Source organism: Cohnella sp. GbtcB17, assembly GCF_019091135.1.
In the GTDB taxonomy this organism is placed as follows: domain Bacteria; phylum Bacillota; class Bacilli; order Paenibacillales; family Paenibacillaceae; genus Cohnella.
In genome coordinates, this window is record NZ_JAGXJW010000074.1 from 1 (window position 1) to 14,482 (window position 14,482).

A 14,482-nucleotide genomic window follows, 5' to 3' on the forward strand; every position below is an offset into this window, starting at 1 on the left:
GTGCGAGCCCGCCAACCACGTTGCAAAACATCTCGATCACCCGCGCCCGCTGCCAGTTCTGGGCCCGGACGCCGTCTCCGGCGAGCTGGGGATTCTCGGCGTCCAAAGTGGTCCAGGGCATTCGCGTGAGCGACGTGGACATCGTCGATCCGACGTATCACGGCATCATGTTCCAAACCAAGTACAACGGTACGCAGCCGGAAAATCCGGTCACCGACACGATCTTCACCAACATTACGATCTCGGGCGCGCAGAAGAGCGGCGACGCGTTCGACGCGAAGAGCGGCGTCGGCATCTGGGCGAACGAGCTGCCCGCGCCGGGTCAAGGCCCGGCGGTCGGCTCGGTAACGTTTAACAACCTGAAGTTCAACAACGTCGTGACGCCGATCAAAAATACGACCTCTACCTTTACGATCAACATCAATCCTTGATTCAAGACTGGCTGGACAGTCCCGTTCGCCGTCAGGCGGGCGGGGCTGTTTTGCGTTAACAGCAGCAAGAATTAACGGCGTTTTCCATTAACCGAATTAACTTTCGATAATCGTATCGTCTTGTGCGCCTCCCTTAAAATAGCGGCAGAAGCCGGTCCGCGCGCCGGCAAGCGGGGGAGGAAATCGAGTTGAAACGCAAGTTGAGCATGCTGATGTGTCTGGCGCTGCTGTTCGGACTTATTCCTGCATATGGAGGCGCAGCCCACGCGGCGGCGTCGGCAAACGTGATGCAGCTCGTCTCGGGTTATTACCATGATGTCGGTCTGACCACGAGCGGCAAGATGTTGGGATGGGGAGGCAATGAGTTCGGCGGCCTTGCGGACGGCACGAACGTGAACCGCAGCAAACCGGTAGCCGCGCAAGGCATGACGGATGTCGCTTCGGTAGCGGCGGGGGTACGGCAGTCGTTCGCGGTCAAAAAGGACGGCACGGTATGGGCCTGGGGCTCCAATAATCACGGCCAGCTGGGGGACGGCACGACGACGAACCAGTGGTTGCCCGTGCAGCTCGCGATCAATGGCGTCGCATCGTTGTCGGGCGGCATCGGCTACCATACGCTCGCCCTGAAGAAGGACGGCACGGTATGGGCCTGGGGGAAAAACGACAACGGCGAGCTCGGGGACGGCACGACGACGAGCCGTTCCGTTCCGGCCGAGGTCCCTGGTTTAACGAATATGATCGCGGTATCCGCGGGCGGCTATCACAGTATCGCCCTGAAGGCCGACGGGACGGTATGGGCGTGGGGGCTCAATTCGGCGGGCGAGATGGGCAACGGGACCGAATCTGCCGCACAGACGACGCCAGTGCAGGTGACGGGCCTGGATCATGTGATCGCGATCTCGGCCGGCAACTATCACAATCTTGCGCTGAAGGAAAACGGCACCGTATGGGCTTGGGGCGAGAATTCCTGGGGCGCAGTCGGCGACGGCACGACGACCAAGCGAATCGTGCCGGTCCAGGTTCAGGGGATAAGCGACGTCGTCGCGGTGTCCGCGGGCGGCTGGCACAGCCTTGCCCTGAAGGCGGACGGCACGCTGTGGGCCTGGGGATACAACAATCTGGGCCAAGTCGGCGACGGTACGACCACGACGCGCAAGGCGCCTTTACAGGTGAGCGGCCTTACGGATGTCGCGCAAATCGCCGCGGGGGCGTTCCACTCGGGCGCTCTGCGCAGCGACGGCTCGTTCTGGGGCTGGGGCTTCAACGATTACGGACAGCTCGGCAACGGTACGTTCAAGGATTCGAGCGTGCCGGCGCAGAGCCTCGTATGGCTGGACGATACGGCGCCGGCGCTCGGCTCCGGTACGATCTCGGCCGCCGAGGTCACGACCGACAGCGCGACGCTGAGCTGGACCAAGGCGACCGACAACTTGTCGGGGCAGGCGGATCTCCAATATCGCTTGTACCGCTCCTTCAAGAACAATATCCAGACCGTCGCCGACATGGAGTCCAAAGGCATCGCGGTCAACGCGTATACGGCCGATATCGACAGTCTGCCGTTGACCGGCCTGCTCGACGGCATGCCGTATTATTTTAACGTCATCGTCAAAGACAAGGCCGGCAACAAAACGGCTTATACGATGCAGCAAGTCGTCACGGTCGCCATCCCGACCTACAGCGTCATTTATCGGGGGAACGGCAATACAGGCGGAAAGGTGCCCGTCGACGACTTCTACTATTATGAAGACGAGGAAGCCGAGGTGCTTGGCAACGCTCGTGGGCTGATCAAGGCCGGCTATTCGTTCGCGGACTGGAACACGGAAGCGGACGGAACCGGGACGGCCTACAAGGAAGGCGACCTGGCGCCGATCGGGCAGGCTGACCTCGTGCTATACGCGCAATGGACGAAGAATCCGACGTACAAGGTGCTGTATGACGGCAACGGGGAAACGGGCGGCACAAGTCCGGTCGACAACGAGGAATACGAAGCCGGCGCGACGGCGACCGTCCTGAGCAACGTCGGCGGCTTCGTCAAAAACGGCTTTTCGTTCGCCGGGTGGAACACGAAGCCGGACGGCGACGGAACGCCTTATGCGGCCGACGCGGCGCTGACCATGCCCGCGGCAAACGTGACGCTGTACGCGCAGTGGACGCTAAATCCGACTTTCGGCGTGACCTACGAAGCGGCGGATGCCGACAGCGGCAGCGTGCCCGCGGATGCGAGCGCGTACGAAGAGGGCGTCGAGGTGACGGTGCAGGGTAACACAGGCCATCTGTCGCGGGTGGGTTACACCTTCGCAGGCTGGACGCTGACGGCCGATGGCGGCGGTACGGTGTACAAAGCCGGAGACAAGGTGACGATGGGTGGCGCTGACCTCACGCTGCACGCCAAGTGGACGGCGAACCCAACGTACGGTGTGACGTACGAAGCAGCCGATGCCGACAGCGGCAGCGTGCCTGTCGATGCGGGCGCGTATGAGGAAGGCGCCGAGGTAACGGTGCAGGGTAACACAGGCAATCTGGTGCGGGCGGGCTATACATTCGCGGGTTGGACGCTGGTGGCCGATGGTGGCGGCACGGTGTACAAGGCCGGTGACAAGCTGACGATGGGCGCGGCGGATGTAACACTGCACGCCAAGTGGACGGCGAACCCGACGTATGGCGTGACGTACGAGGCAGCGGATGCAGATAGCGGCAGCGTGCCAGTGGATGCGGGCGCGTATGAGGAAGGCGCCGAGGTGGCGGTCCAGGGTAACACCGGCAATCTGGCGAGGGCAGGCTATACCTTCGCGGGCTGGACGCTGGCGGCCGATGGCGGCGGTACGGTGTACAAAGCCGGAGACAAGCTAACGATGGGTGGCGCTGACCTCACGCTGCACGCCAAGTGGACGGCGAACCCGACGTATGGCGTGACATACGAGGCGGCGGATGCCGACAGCGGCAGCGCGCCAGTAGATGCGAGTGCGTACGAGCAAGGCGCCGAGGTGACGGTGCAGGGTAACATCGGCAACCTGGCTAAAACCGGCTACACCTTCGCGGGCTGGACATTGACGGCCGATGGTGGCGGCACGGTGTACAAAGCCGGCGACAAGGTGACGATGGGTGGCGCTGACATCACGCTGCACGCCAAGTGGACGGCGAACCCGACGTATGGCGTGACCTACGAGGCGGCGGATGCCGACAGCGGCAGCGTGCCCGTGGATGCGGGCGCGTATGAGGAAGGCGCCGAAGTGACTGTCCAAGGCAACACCAGCAACCTGGCTAAAACCGGCTATACCTTCGTGGGCTGGACGCTCACAGCCAATGGCGGCGGCACGGTGTATAAAGCTGGCGACAAGCTGACGATGGGCACGGCCGACATCACACTGCACGCCAAGTGGACGGCGAACCCAACGTACGATGTGACGTACGAAGCAGCCGATGCCGACAGCGGCAGCGTGCCTGTCGATGCGGGCGCGTACGAAGCAGGCGCCGAGGTGACGGTCCAAGGCAATACCGGCAACTTGGCTAAAATCGGCTACACCTTCGAGGGCTGGACAGTGGCAGCCGATGGCGGCGGTACGGTGTACAAGGCCGGCGATAAGCTGACCATGGGCACGGCCGACATCACACTGCACGCCAAGTGGACGGCGAATGTGACGTACAGCGTGACGTATGAGGCAGCCGAGGCCGACAGCGGCAGTGTGCCTGTGGATGCGGGCGCGTATGAGGAAGGCGCCGAGGTGACGGTCCAAGGCAACACCGGCAACCTTTCGCGGGTGGGTTACACCTTCGCAGGCTGGACTATGTCGGCCGATGGCGGCGGCATGGTGCACAAGGCCGGCGACAAGCTGACGATGGGCACGGCTGACATCACGCTGCACGCCAAGTGGACGGCGAACCCGACCTACAGCGTGACGTATGAGGCGGGGGATGCCGACAGCGGTAGTGTGCCTGTGGATGCGGGTGCGTACGAGGAAGGCGTTGAGGTGACGGTCCAAGGCAACACGGGCAACCTGTTGAGGGCGGGTTATACCTTCGTGGGCTGGACGATGGCAGCCGATGGCGGCGGCATCGTGTACAAAGCCGGCGACAAGCTGACGATGGGAACGACCGACATCACACTGCACGCCAAGTGGACGGCGAACCCGACGTACAGCGTGACGTATGAGGCGGGGGATGCCGACAGCGGCAGCGTGCCCGTAGATGCGGGCGCGTATGAGGAAGGCGCCGAGGTGACGGTGCAGGGTAACACGGGTAATCTGTCGCGGGTGGGTCATACCTTCGCGGGCTGGACACTGGCGGCCGATGGTGGCGGTACCGTGTACAAAGCCGGCGATAAGCTAACGATGGGCACGGACGACATCGCGCTGCACGCCAAGTGGACGGCGAACCCGACGTACAGCGTGACGTATGAGGCGGGGGATGCCGACAGCGGCAGCGTGCCCGTAGATGCGGGCGCGTATGAGGAAGGCGCCGAGGTGACGGTGCAGGGTAACACGGGTAATCTGTCGCGGGTGGGGCATACCTTCGCGGGCTGGACACTGGCGGTCGATGGTGGCGGTACCGTGTACAAAGCCGGCGATAAGCTAACGATGGGCACGGCCGACATCACACTGCACGCCAAGTGGACAGCCAACCCGACGTATGGCGTGACGTACGAGGCAGCGGATGCCGATAGCGGCAGCGTGCCTGTGGATGCGAGCGTGTACGAAGAAGGCACCGAGATGACGGTCCAAGGTAACACGGGCAACCTGTCGCGGGCGGGTTATACCTTCGTGGGCTGGACACTGGCAGCCGATGGCGGCGGCACGGTGTACAAAGCCGGCGACAAGCTGACAATGGGCACGGCCGACATCGCGCTTCACGCCAAGTGGACGGCAAACCCGACGTACAGCGTGACGTATGAGGCGGGGGATGCCGACAGCGGCAGCGTGCCCGTAGATGCGGGCGCGTATGAGGAAGGCGCCGAGGTGACGGTGCAGGGTAACACGGGTAATCTGTCGCGGGTGGGTCATACCTTCGCAGGCTGGACGCTGGCGGCCGATGGTGGCGGTACCGTGTACAAAGCCGGCGATAAGCTAACGATGGGCACGGCCGACATCACGCTTCACGCCAAGTGGACGGCGAACCCGACGTATGGCGTGACCTACGAGGCAACCAATGCCGACAGCGGCAGCGTGCCCGTGGATGCGGGCGCGTATGAGGAAGGCACCGAAGTGATTGTCCAAGGCAACACCGACCATCTGACGCGGGCGGGCTACACCTTCGCGGGCTGGACGCTCACAGCCAATGGCGGCGGCACGGTGTACAAAGCCGGCGACAAGCTGACAATGGGCACGGCCGACATCACGCTTTACGCCAAGTGGACGGCAAACCCCACATACGGTGTGACATACGAGGCGGCCGATGCGGACAGTGGCAGCGTGCCTGTAGATGCGAGCGCGTACGAGGAAGGCGCCGAGCTGACGGTCCAAGGCAACACGGGCAACTTGTCGCGGACGGGCTACACCTTCGCAGGCTGGACGCTGGCATCCGAAGGCGGCGGCACCGTGTACAAAGCCGGCGACAAGCTGACAATCGGACGAGCCGATGTCCATCTTTATGCAAAGTGGGATATCGAAGCGGGAGGCGGCCCCGACCCCGATCCGGATCCTGTAGCTGCGCCAAAGCTGACGTTGCTTCATTTATCGGCAGGCGAATGGAGCGCAGCCTTTTCACCCGGTACCGCGGAGTATACGATTACGGTGTCGGCCGACGTGAATTCGGTTGACGTCACGGCTGCGGCTGCGAATGAAAGGCAATCCGTCACGGCCAGCGTTTACGATGGGGAAGGCATGCGGATCGGCGGGCCAATCGCGCTCGGCGCAGAAGCGCGTTCCATTACGCTTGCCGCTTCCGCAGCATCCATGCAGATTGGAGTCGTCGCCGAAGACGGCAAGGAATTAATTTATCTCTTGCATATTCAAAGAGCAAAAACGCAGGAGCCGGAGACGCCAACGCCTCCGCCGGCAGCGCCGCTTGCGTCGACCCCGCCGCCGTTCAAACTGACGATCGGAGGGACGGAGCAATCTCTCGTCGGAACCGCGACGATGAACGCACAAGATCTCGACGTTCAATTGCTCTCATCGGCATTAGCTGCAGGCTTGTCGGCTGCGGCCGAAGGGACTTTAATCGCAATCACGGCGCCCGACGATGCGCTAAGCTTGACCGTGAGGTTCGATGCTTCGTCGCTGGATGCCATGAAAACGAAGCGAGCGTCGCTTGCCCTCGTGACCTCGCAAGGTAGCTACACGCTTCCGATCGCCGACCTTCCCGTCGAGACGACCGATGGCGCCGCATATAGCTTGTCCGTGGGTCAAGGGGGAGCGGCGACGGCCTTGCTGCTGTCCAAAGCGGCAGCGGATAAAGGTTATGTCATCATCGGCTCACCGGTGATGTTCGAGCTCTCAATGACCCGAGCGGGTGAAGCGAAGATCGTCGACAGCTTCAACACTTTCGTCAAACGAGAGCTGCCGCTTCCGGCCGGATCGGATCCTGCAGGCGTGACGGCTGTGGTGGTGGAGTCCGACGGCACACTGCGGCCGGTGCCGACTGAGATCGTCGAACGGGACGGTCGGTATTACGCGGTTATTCGCAGTCTGACAAACAGCGCCTACGCGCTTGTCCGATCGACGGCGGTCGACTTCACGGATTTGAACGGGCACTGGGCGCGCGAAGCGATCGACGACATGGCGAAGCGGCTGATCGTAAACGGCTACGCGAACGGGGAATTCCGTCCGAACGCGGCCGTCAGCCGCGCGGAATTCGCCGCGATGCTGATCCGCGCGCTGGGCTTGCCGCAAACGGGCGAGGCGATGAGCGCCTTTACAGATGTAAGGGCCGAGGCCTGGTACGGCGCAGTCGTCGGTCAAGCGGCGGCGTACAGCCTACTGTTCGGCGGCAGCGACGGACGATTCCGGCCGGACGAGTCGATCACCCGCGAAGAAGCGTTTGCCGTCGTTATGCGCGCGGCGAAGCTGGCAGGCATTCCAGGCATGACGGCATCGGAAGACGCGGAGCGCATCCTGCTTGCCTTCGCGGACGGCGCCGCGATTCACGGCTGGGCGCGCGAGGATGTGGCGGGAGCCGTGCAAGCGGGCCTGATCCAAGGTGCCGGAGGCCGGCTGGCTCCCGCCGGCGCAGTGACTCGCGCGGAGACGGCGGTCATGCTGCGGCGCTTGCTCGTGCAAGCGGGCCTGATCAGCGACTGAAAATTTTATGGGGGACGATTCGGGGAAAGGCCCGGGTCGTCCCCGTTTTTTTATCCGGACGTGCGATTGTTTGCCTGTATTTCCCGCCAATTTGGTACAATAAGAGTCGGTCAAAGCGCAACCGGCAGTCGAGGAGGCTTCGAAATGGAAATTACGGCGCAGGATGTCGCGGCTTGGATGGTAAGCGAGATTCGCCATCGCGGGATGTTGAAGCAGGAAGAAGCCGTCGCTTATATACGAGAAAGGTTCGGCGAGCGATTCGTATTCGTGAACGAACGCGGACATACGGCGCTCGACCGCGAGGTGGTCAAGGCTTTCCGCAAGCTGCACGGAGGACGCGTCGCTTGGGACCGCGACGGATTTTTCTGGGGATGGACCTGATCGTCCGCTGCATCGCGGACGCGCGGCTATACAAGAATCAAGGACAAGGAGCGTGCAAGTATGCTGAGCTTCGAGCAAAAGCTGGCGATCGCGGACGAATTCAAGGAGCTGACGCGCAAAGACGTGTCGCTCGGGCGAGTGAATTATCAGTTCGAAGGCAGCGCCTTCGACAAGAAAAACGTCGTTTATCACCTGCACCGCAGCGGCAACGGATTCGTGTACGCAGGAAGGCTTGAAGGATACGACACGGACGACAAAGGCTTCGCGAATATCGCGGCGTTCTCGGAGGAGCAGCTGCGGACGATCATAGCGGCGTCCATCGATTCGCTTAGAAGCGAAGCCGGGGTCGCATCCGAGCCAGCGCTTGAAGAGATCTGGCGCAATGAGAAACGGCAGACGCTGGAGTTAAAGTACGACGATGAAGATACGATGTGGTACGTCTACGCGGGGCTCAACCTGGACGGCGCCTTCGACTCCTATGACGAAGCCGCAGAATACTTGAAGGAAGAGGGATTTTCCAAGGCTTGAGCGCTTTAAGATCGACGATCGGAGTCGCGAATCATACAATTGGGATTTGCCATCCGTTCTTTTATGGGCTATGATGGATATAATGCATGTACGTGGAGAATCATATACCGTCAAGGTTCCATGGCAGTTAGCGAAGCCTTGTCGCGTATATGATTTTTTAGTTTTGACGGTCGAGGCTGCTTGCGTTACGCCCAATACAAGGAACAAGGCTTAGCCTTGGAGAGGAGCGCTCCATGTACAATTCCCGCAAAAAACCGGTTGAAGAGGTACCACTTGAGCCGACTTCCGTATGGTCCTGCGCCAGCGACAGCTGCAACGGATGGATTCGCGAAAATTTTGCGTTTTCGGATGAGCCGGCATGCACACTCTGCGGATCGCCAATGGAAAAGACCGAGCGCATGCTTCCCGCTCTCGTGAACACGAGCCTGTCGATGACAAGCCGCGGTTGAGGCTGACGGCCGCATCGCATTTGGGAGCATGATCGCGCCCGATGCCGCATCTCCCTGAGGAGAGCGGCATTTTTGCGTCTGCGGCGAAGGCGGCGCCAGTCGCGAAAAAAAAAGTTTTGCCACCCTGTTTAAGATCCGCCGAATCTGGTTAACCTATATACGAGCGACGCTTAACCCTGCCGAGGGTAGTGTAGCGTGCAAGAACAAGCGTTTTCTTGCGCTGCCTTGCACAGACCATTTCTGCATTTGCGTTCCTGGACAAGATGTGATAAGATGAGTCTAATCTAAATCTTGACCTGAGTTCACATATTGTAGAGGGTTATTATTTTAGAAGCTTTAATAACCTTGTACAATATGTGAATTTTATTTTCTGCGCAAAATAAAGGTCATGTAGAAAAAACATTTTTTGGAGGTAATACCAAATGGCTCAACAAGGTACAGTTAAGTGGTTCAACGCAGAAAAAGGCTTCGGCTTCATCGAAGTTGAAGGCGGCAACGACGTATTCGTTCACTTCTCCGCAATCGTCGGCGAAGGCTTCAAGACCCTGGACGAAGGCCAACGCGTTGAATTCAACGTTGTTCAAGGCAACCGCGGTCCGCAAGCTGAGAACGTTGTAAAGCTGTAATTAGATTTTAAGCGGCGGCAACGCCCTTAAATAGCAAAGCCCGGCCTATGGCCGGGCTTTTGTGCGTTAAAGAAGCCGATTCGGCCTCCGGACTTCAAGCGTTGCATGCGTTTGCTGTTAGGGCGTTCACGCTGCGGCCAAAGACGAGGCGCGCGCGATCGCCTCCGAGATCTTCTGCTCCAATGCGTATTGGTTCTGCTTGGCTTCGTTGATCTGACCGGCGATCTTAAGCAAGCCTGCGAGCGCCGTAGAGGCGTCGCGGGGAGCATTCTTTTTCGCGGATGCATTAAAGCTGCTCCAGAGCGTCCTGCCTGCCTGCTTCGCGGCGGAAGCGGCGCGCTTCTCCGCTTGGATGCGGGTCTTCAGCCCGTCGATCGACGCCAGCGGCTCCTTGGCCCGCTTCAACTTCACGGCGGCGGCGCTCTTGGCGAGCTTGAGCTTGTCTTGCTTGGCCCGTATATCGTCGCGGGCGAGTTGGACCGTGACCTTCATGATATCCGCTTGCAGCTTCAGCGCAGCGTTGAGATCCTTGTTCTTCAGCTTGCGGGCCGCTTCGATCCGCTTGTTAAGCGCCGTGTAGCCGTCGAACAGCGGTTTGTACTTCGTCTGCGCTGCCTTGACCTGTGCGTCCAGCTTGGCGATGTCGGCGGCGTCGATGTCTTTGATCCGCTGCTTGGCGGCCTTCAGCTGCAGCTCGTTGCGACCGTGCAGGGCTGCCGTCGCTTCGTCCGTCCGGTCGCCCTGGGCCTCCAGCGATACCAGCGCGTCATGTTGAGATACGATCTTGGCGCGCAGCGTCGGCTCCGTGGCCGCGTTCATCTTGTCGTAAGCGTTCTTTGCCGCCGCGGAGAAGGTGAACGAGGCAGCCTCCGACACCCCTGGTGCCACCGCGAACCACACCAGTACCGCCGCCAGCACGACTTTGCATCCCCATCGCATAACGAATTTTCCTCCCCCAAAAGTGAATTGGACAGCAAAAAAGCACCGGCAAGCAAGGCCTTGGCCTTGACTCACGGGTGCTTCCCCTGTCGGATGATAAGTATTCTGTTCGTTCAATATACACGGAAAACACAGCGGACGTCAATCTTTTTTTGGGAACATACATTCCTGTCGTCGGAGACGAATCTATTTCTGAATGAGGACTAACGTCTTGCTCGGCACTTCTTCGTACAACCAACGGATGTCTTTGTTGTACAGGCGGATACAGCCGGCGGATACGTATTTGCCGATCGACTTCTCGTTGTTCGTGCCGTGGATGCCGTAGGCATAAGAGACATTGCCGTTCTTCAGCGTCACCTTAAGGCCTAGCCAACGATCGCCCAACGGATTTTTGGGATCGCCGCCTTTGATTTTTTCCTTGTAGTAAGGACGGTTTTTAATTTTCTCCTGAATGACGAAAAGACCTTCGGGCGTGTACGAAGGCTTGGCGCCGGTCGCGACCGGGAACGTTTTAACAAGCTTGCCTTCCTTGAAGTAAGCCAGCTTGTTGAGCGATTTGTCGATCACGATGAAGTTCTCGTAGCCGCCGTACTTCGCGTCGAGTTTGATCTGTGCGGCGGACGCCGCGGATGCGGTGCCGACGGGAAGCAGGCAGGCCATGCAAATGAACAGACCGAGCAACACGGAATACACTTTTTTCAATGGAATCGCCTCCTTGCGCTGTTCCCCATGGATATGCGCGAGAGGAGGCGAATATGGGTGGATGAGCTCAGCTTCTCCGCTTCAGCTCGAAAAATTCGCAGTCACGCCTACTGTGGTACGCCAGTTCGCTGACGCTGGTTTGAATGACGACGGTATTGTCGTCGAAACGAAGAATGACGCCGCCGCTGTCCACGATATGGTCGTGCTTGAAGACGCGCATACGAAGCTGACGCTCCATCGCCTCCTGGAAATCCGCGTCCGTCGTCAGCCTGCGGTTGATTGACATCGAGATACCCCTTTCTTGGCCCGGCTCTATCCATCATAATGCCGCAGAAGACGCAAATCCAGAGGGAACGGCCGGCGGGGCTGATACTTGGGGCGAATTAGTGTTTAACACGTTTAAACGATATCCCCTTCGCACAGGAAACGCTCTGGGTATCGTTCCGGGAACCGTGTGGCCGATGGCTTGCTCAAGCTCCCATTCCTGCGGTCGTCACCGTCTCGGCGCCTGACTGAAGAGGATATTGGCTCTTCGCCTGACTGAAGGGGATACCGTTCAAACGGGACAAAATGCGATGTCATCCCTGAAAAACGTGCGCCGCCTCGCGGCGTCTTTGTGACTTTTTGCGCCGTCTCGCAGGGTTCGAACCGCATTGTGACATCGATCACATGCCAACATGCGCGCCGCCGCTATAATGGGCTTCGAGTGAGAGAGGAGGCCTATTTGTGGATGCATTGGATTTGGCGCGATGGCAGTTCGGCATCACCACGATTTATCATTTTTTGTTCGTGCCTTTATCGATCGGGCTTGCCTACCTGATCGCCTTCATGAACACGCTCTACGTGGTCAAGAACGACGAGAAGTACAAGAAGCTGACCCAGTTCTGGGGCAGGCTGTTCCTCCTGAACTTCGCGGTGGGCGTCGTGACGGGGATCATGCAGGAGTTCCAGTTCGGGATGAACTGGGCGGATTACTCGCGCTATGTCGGTGCCGTGTTCGGCGGACCGCTGGCGGTGGAGGCGCTCGTCAGCTTTTTCCTCGAATCTACGTTCCTCGGTATCTGGATCTTCGGCTGGGACAAACTGCCCAAGAAGGTGCATCTGGCGGCGATCTGGCTCGTCGCGATCGGAGCGACGCTGTCGGCGCTGTGGATTCTGGCCGCCAACTCGTTTATGCAGGAGCCTGTAGGCTACGTCATCAACAACGGTCGCGCGGAAATGTCGAACTTCTTCGCCTTGCTGGGTAACAAGCAGCTGTGGGTCGAGTTCCCGCACGTGATCTACGGGGCATTGTGCACGGGCGGCATGTTCGTCGTCGGCATCAGCGCTTACAAGATGCTGCGCAAGCATCAGACAGAAGCGTTCAGGGCATCGTTCTCGATCGGGATGGTCGTGACGCTCGTAGGCAGCATCCTCACGGCGTTCGCGGGTCACGAACAGGCGCAGCACCTGATGGAATCGCAGCCGATGAAGATGGCGGCGGCCGAGGCACTCTGGGAGACGACCGGCGAGCATGCGCCGTGGACCGTCGTGGCCGCGATCGATCCGGGAGCCAAGCAAAACGCGGCGAAGCTGGAGGTGCCTTATCTGCTGAGCGTGCTGTCCTACAACAAGCTGAGCGGGTCGGTGCCGGGCATGAACGAGCTGCAGGCGCAATACGAGCAGGAGTACGGTCCCGGCGATTATATCCCGCCCGTACGCACCACGTTCTGGAGCTTCCGCGTCATGATCGCGTCGGGCATGCTCATGATCCTCGTCGCGCTGCTCGGCGTCTGGAAGATGTATCGCGGCAAAGTACAGAACAGCCCGCGTTTTCTCTGGTGGATGATGCCGGCGATGGCGCTGCCGTGGCTCGGCAATCTGTCGGGCTGGGTGATGACCGAGGTCGGGCGGCAGCCCTGGACCGTGTTCGGCCTGGCCAAGACGGCGGACGGCGTGTCCCCGCTCGTATCGAGCGGCATGGTGCTGACCTCGCTGATCGGCTTCACGGTCGTATACGGCCTTTTGGCGGCGGCGCTCGTCTATTTGATTCTTCACTTCGTTCGCAAGGACGACATGGCCGCTGATGCGTCGCACAAAGCGCACGCGAGTCCGGGCAATCCGGCGCTGCCGATGCTCTAACGAGGCGTCCGGACTGGACGAAGCTCATCTAACGCATACGAAAGAGAGGCGACGATATCGCCATGCTGGAGACGTTATGGTTTATATTGGTGACCGTGCTGTTCATCGGCTTCTTCTTCCTTGAAGGCTTCGACTTCGGGGTGGGCATGCTGTCGAAAATTATCGGCCGCAGCGACACGGACCGCCGGGTCGTGATCAACTCGATCGGACCGGTCTGGGACGGCATCGAAGTATGGCTCATCACGGCGGGCGGGGCGATCTTCGCCGCCTTCCCGAACTGGTACGCGACGCTGTTCAGTGGTTTCTACATGGCGCTGTTCCTTATGCTGAACGCGCTAATCGGGCGCGGCGTCGCGTTCGAATTCCGCAGCAAGCTGGAGAGCGCGCGGTGGCGGGCGACGTGGGACTGGATCATTTTCTTCGGCAGTCTGCTGCCGCCGCTGCTCTGGGGCGTCGCGCTCGCGAACCTGATGCGCGGGGTGCCGATCGACCAGACGACGAATTATGTAGGTTCGTTCTGGGATCTGCTTTCCCCGTATTCGGTGCTCGCGGGACTTAGCATCGTGCTGCTGTTCCTGCTGCATGGCTCGCTGTTCCTGTCGCTCAAGACGACGGGCGACCTGCGCGATCGCGCCCTCGGCTTCGCCAAGCGAATCGGCGCCTGGACGAGCGGCGCACTGCTCGTATTCGTCGTCCTGAGTTATTTTGAAACGGATATGTTCACGCGCCACGGCATCTTCCCCGGCATGGTGCCGGTATCGGCCGGGTTCGCGCTGCTGTCGGTGCCGTTTCTGATCAAGGCCGGGCGGGACGGCTGGGCGTTTATCATGACGGGGCTGACGATCGTGCTGTCGACGGTTACCGTGTTCATGTCGCTATTCCCACGCGTCATGATCTCGTCGCTGAATCCGGACTGGTCGCTGACCATTCACAATGCCTCGTCCAATGAATATACGCTCAAGGTCATGACGATCGTCGCCTGCAGCGTGCTGCCGTTCGTGCTGGCCTATCAGATCTGGACGTACTGGGTGTTCCGCAAGCGCGTGACCCCGGCCGACCACCTGGACTACTGA

General features: G+C 60.2%; 10 protein-coding genes and 1 pseudogene. 8 read left to right on the forward strand and 3 right to left on the reverse strand.

Annotated features, from left to right (window positions below; translation table 11 throughout):
* From KVT38_RS29385 to KVT38_RS29410, 6 genes and pseudogenes are all read left to right on the forward strand, one after another.
* A pseudogene (locus tag KVT38_RS29385) lies at nt 1-431 on the forward strand (glycosyl hydrolase); the annotation flags it as partial.
* Nucleotides 432-619: 188 nt separating this feature from the next.
* On the forward strand, nt 620-7,663 hold the full coding sequence (locus KVT38_RS29390) for an InlB B-repeat-containing protein (protein WP_217597315.1): 7,044 nt from the start codon (nt 620-622) through the stop codon (nt 7,661-7,663).
* A 144-nt stretch (nt 7,664-7,807) separates the two neighbouring features.
* Complete coding sequence (locus KVT38_RS29395) at nt 7,808-8,044, forward strand: DUF6953 family protein (protein ID WP_217597316.1); 237 nt, start codon at nt 7,808-7,810, stop codon at nt 8,042-8,044.
* 60 nt (nt 8,045-8,104) lie between these two features.
* Nucleotides 8,105-8,572: a hypothetical protein gene (locus KVT38_RS29400; RefSeq protein WP_217597317.1), complete on the forward strand. Its 468-nt coding sequence runs from the start codon at nt 8,105-8,107 to the stop codon at nt 8,570-8,572.
* 233 nt (nt 8,573-8,805) lie between these two features.
* Nucleotides 8,806-9,021 carry a cold-shock protein gene (locus KVT38_RS29405; RefSeq protein WP_217597318.1) on the forward strand — a complete coding sequence of 72 codons (216 nt, stop codon included), beginning with the start codon at nt 8,806-8,808 and terminating at the stop codon, nt 9,019-9,021.
* Between the two features lie 422 nt (nt 9,022-9,443).
* Nucleotides 9,444-9,647 (forward strand): cold-shock protein, encoded by a 204-nt coding sequence (locus KVT38_RS29410; protein ID WP_090118053.1) that lies wholly within the window; start codon nt 9,444-9,446, stop codon nt 9,645-9,647.
* 126 nt (nt 9,648-9,773) lie between these two features.
* Here KVT38_RS29410 and KVT38_RS29415 read toward each other — a convergent pair whose 3' ends face one another.
* The 3 genes from KVT38_RS29415 to KVT38_RS29425 all read right to left on the reverse strand — a co-directional run bounded on the left by KVT38_RS29415 (nt 9,774) and on the right by KVT38_RS29425 (nt 11,574).
* Nucleotides 9,774-10,586, reverse strand: coding sequence for a hypothetical protein (locus KVT38_RS29415; RefSeq protein WP_217597319.1), 813 nt, complete (start codon nt 10,584-10,586; stop codon nt 9,774-9,776).
* A gap of 186 nt (nt 10,587-10,772) precedes the next feature.
* Complete coding sequence (locus KVT38_RS29420) at nt 10,773-11,279, reverse strand: L,D-transpeptidase (RefSeq protein WP_368859178.1); 507 nt, start codon at nt 11,277-11,279, stop codon at nt 10,773-10,775.
* Between the two features lie 76 nt (nt 11,280-11,355).
* Entirely contained in the window at nt 11,356-11,574 is a 219-nt protein-coding gene (locus tag KVT38_RS29425) for a hypothetical protein (protein WP_217597320.1), read from the reverse strand.
* 440 nt (nt 11,575-12,014) lie between these two features.
* Between KVT38_RS29425 and KVT38_RS29430 the strand changes: the two genes are divergently transcribed.
* Complete coding sequence (locus tag KVT38_RS29430) at nt 12,015-13,409, forward strand: cytochrome ubiquinol oxidase subunit I (protein ID WP_217597321.1); 1,395 nt, start codon at nt 12,015-12,017, stop codon at nt 13,407-13,409.
* A 62-nt stretch (nt 13,410-13,471) separates the two neighbouring features.
* Nucleotides 13,472-14,482 carry a cytochrome d ubiquinol oxidase subunit II gene (gene cydB, locus KVT38_RS29435; protein WP_217597322.1) on the forward strand — a complete coding sequence of 337 codons (1,011 nt, stop codon included), beginning with the start codon at nt 13,472-13,474 and terminating at the stop codon, nt 14,480-14,482.

What these genes read in the sequence shown, in the direction of transcription:
- KVT38_RS29395 (WP_217597316.1), top strand. Translation starts at nt 7,808, where the DNA reads ATGGAAATTACGGCGCAGGATGTCGCGGCTTGGATGGTAAGCGAGATT.
- KVT38_RS29400 (WP_217597317.1), top strand. Translation starts at nt 8,105, where the DNA reads ATGCTGAGCTTCGAGCAAAAGCTGGCGATCGCGGACGAATTCAAGGAG.
- KVT38_RS29405 (WP_217597318.1), top strand. Translation starts at nt 8,806, where the DNA reads ATGTACAATTCCCGCAAAAAACCGGTTGAAGAGGTACCACTTGAGCCG.
- KVT38_RS29410 (WP_090118053.1), top strand. Translation starts at nt 9,444, where the DNA reads ATGGCTCAACAAGGTACAGTTAAGTGGTTCAACGCAGAAAAAGGCTTC.
- KVT38_RS29415 (WP_217597319.1), bottom strand. Translation starts at nt 10,586, where the DNA reads ATGCGATGGGGATGCAAAGTCGTGCTGGCGGCGGTACTGGTGTGGTTC.
- KVT38_RS29425 (WP_217597320.1), bottom strand. Translation starts at nt 11,574, where the DNA reads ATGTCAATCAACCGCAGGCTGACGACGGACGCGGATTTCCAGGAGGCG.
- cydB (WP_217597322.1), top strand. Translation starts at nt 13,472, where the DNA reads ATGCTGGAGACGTTATGGTTTATATTGGTGACCGTGCTGTTCATCGGC.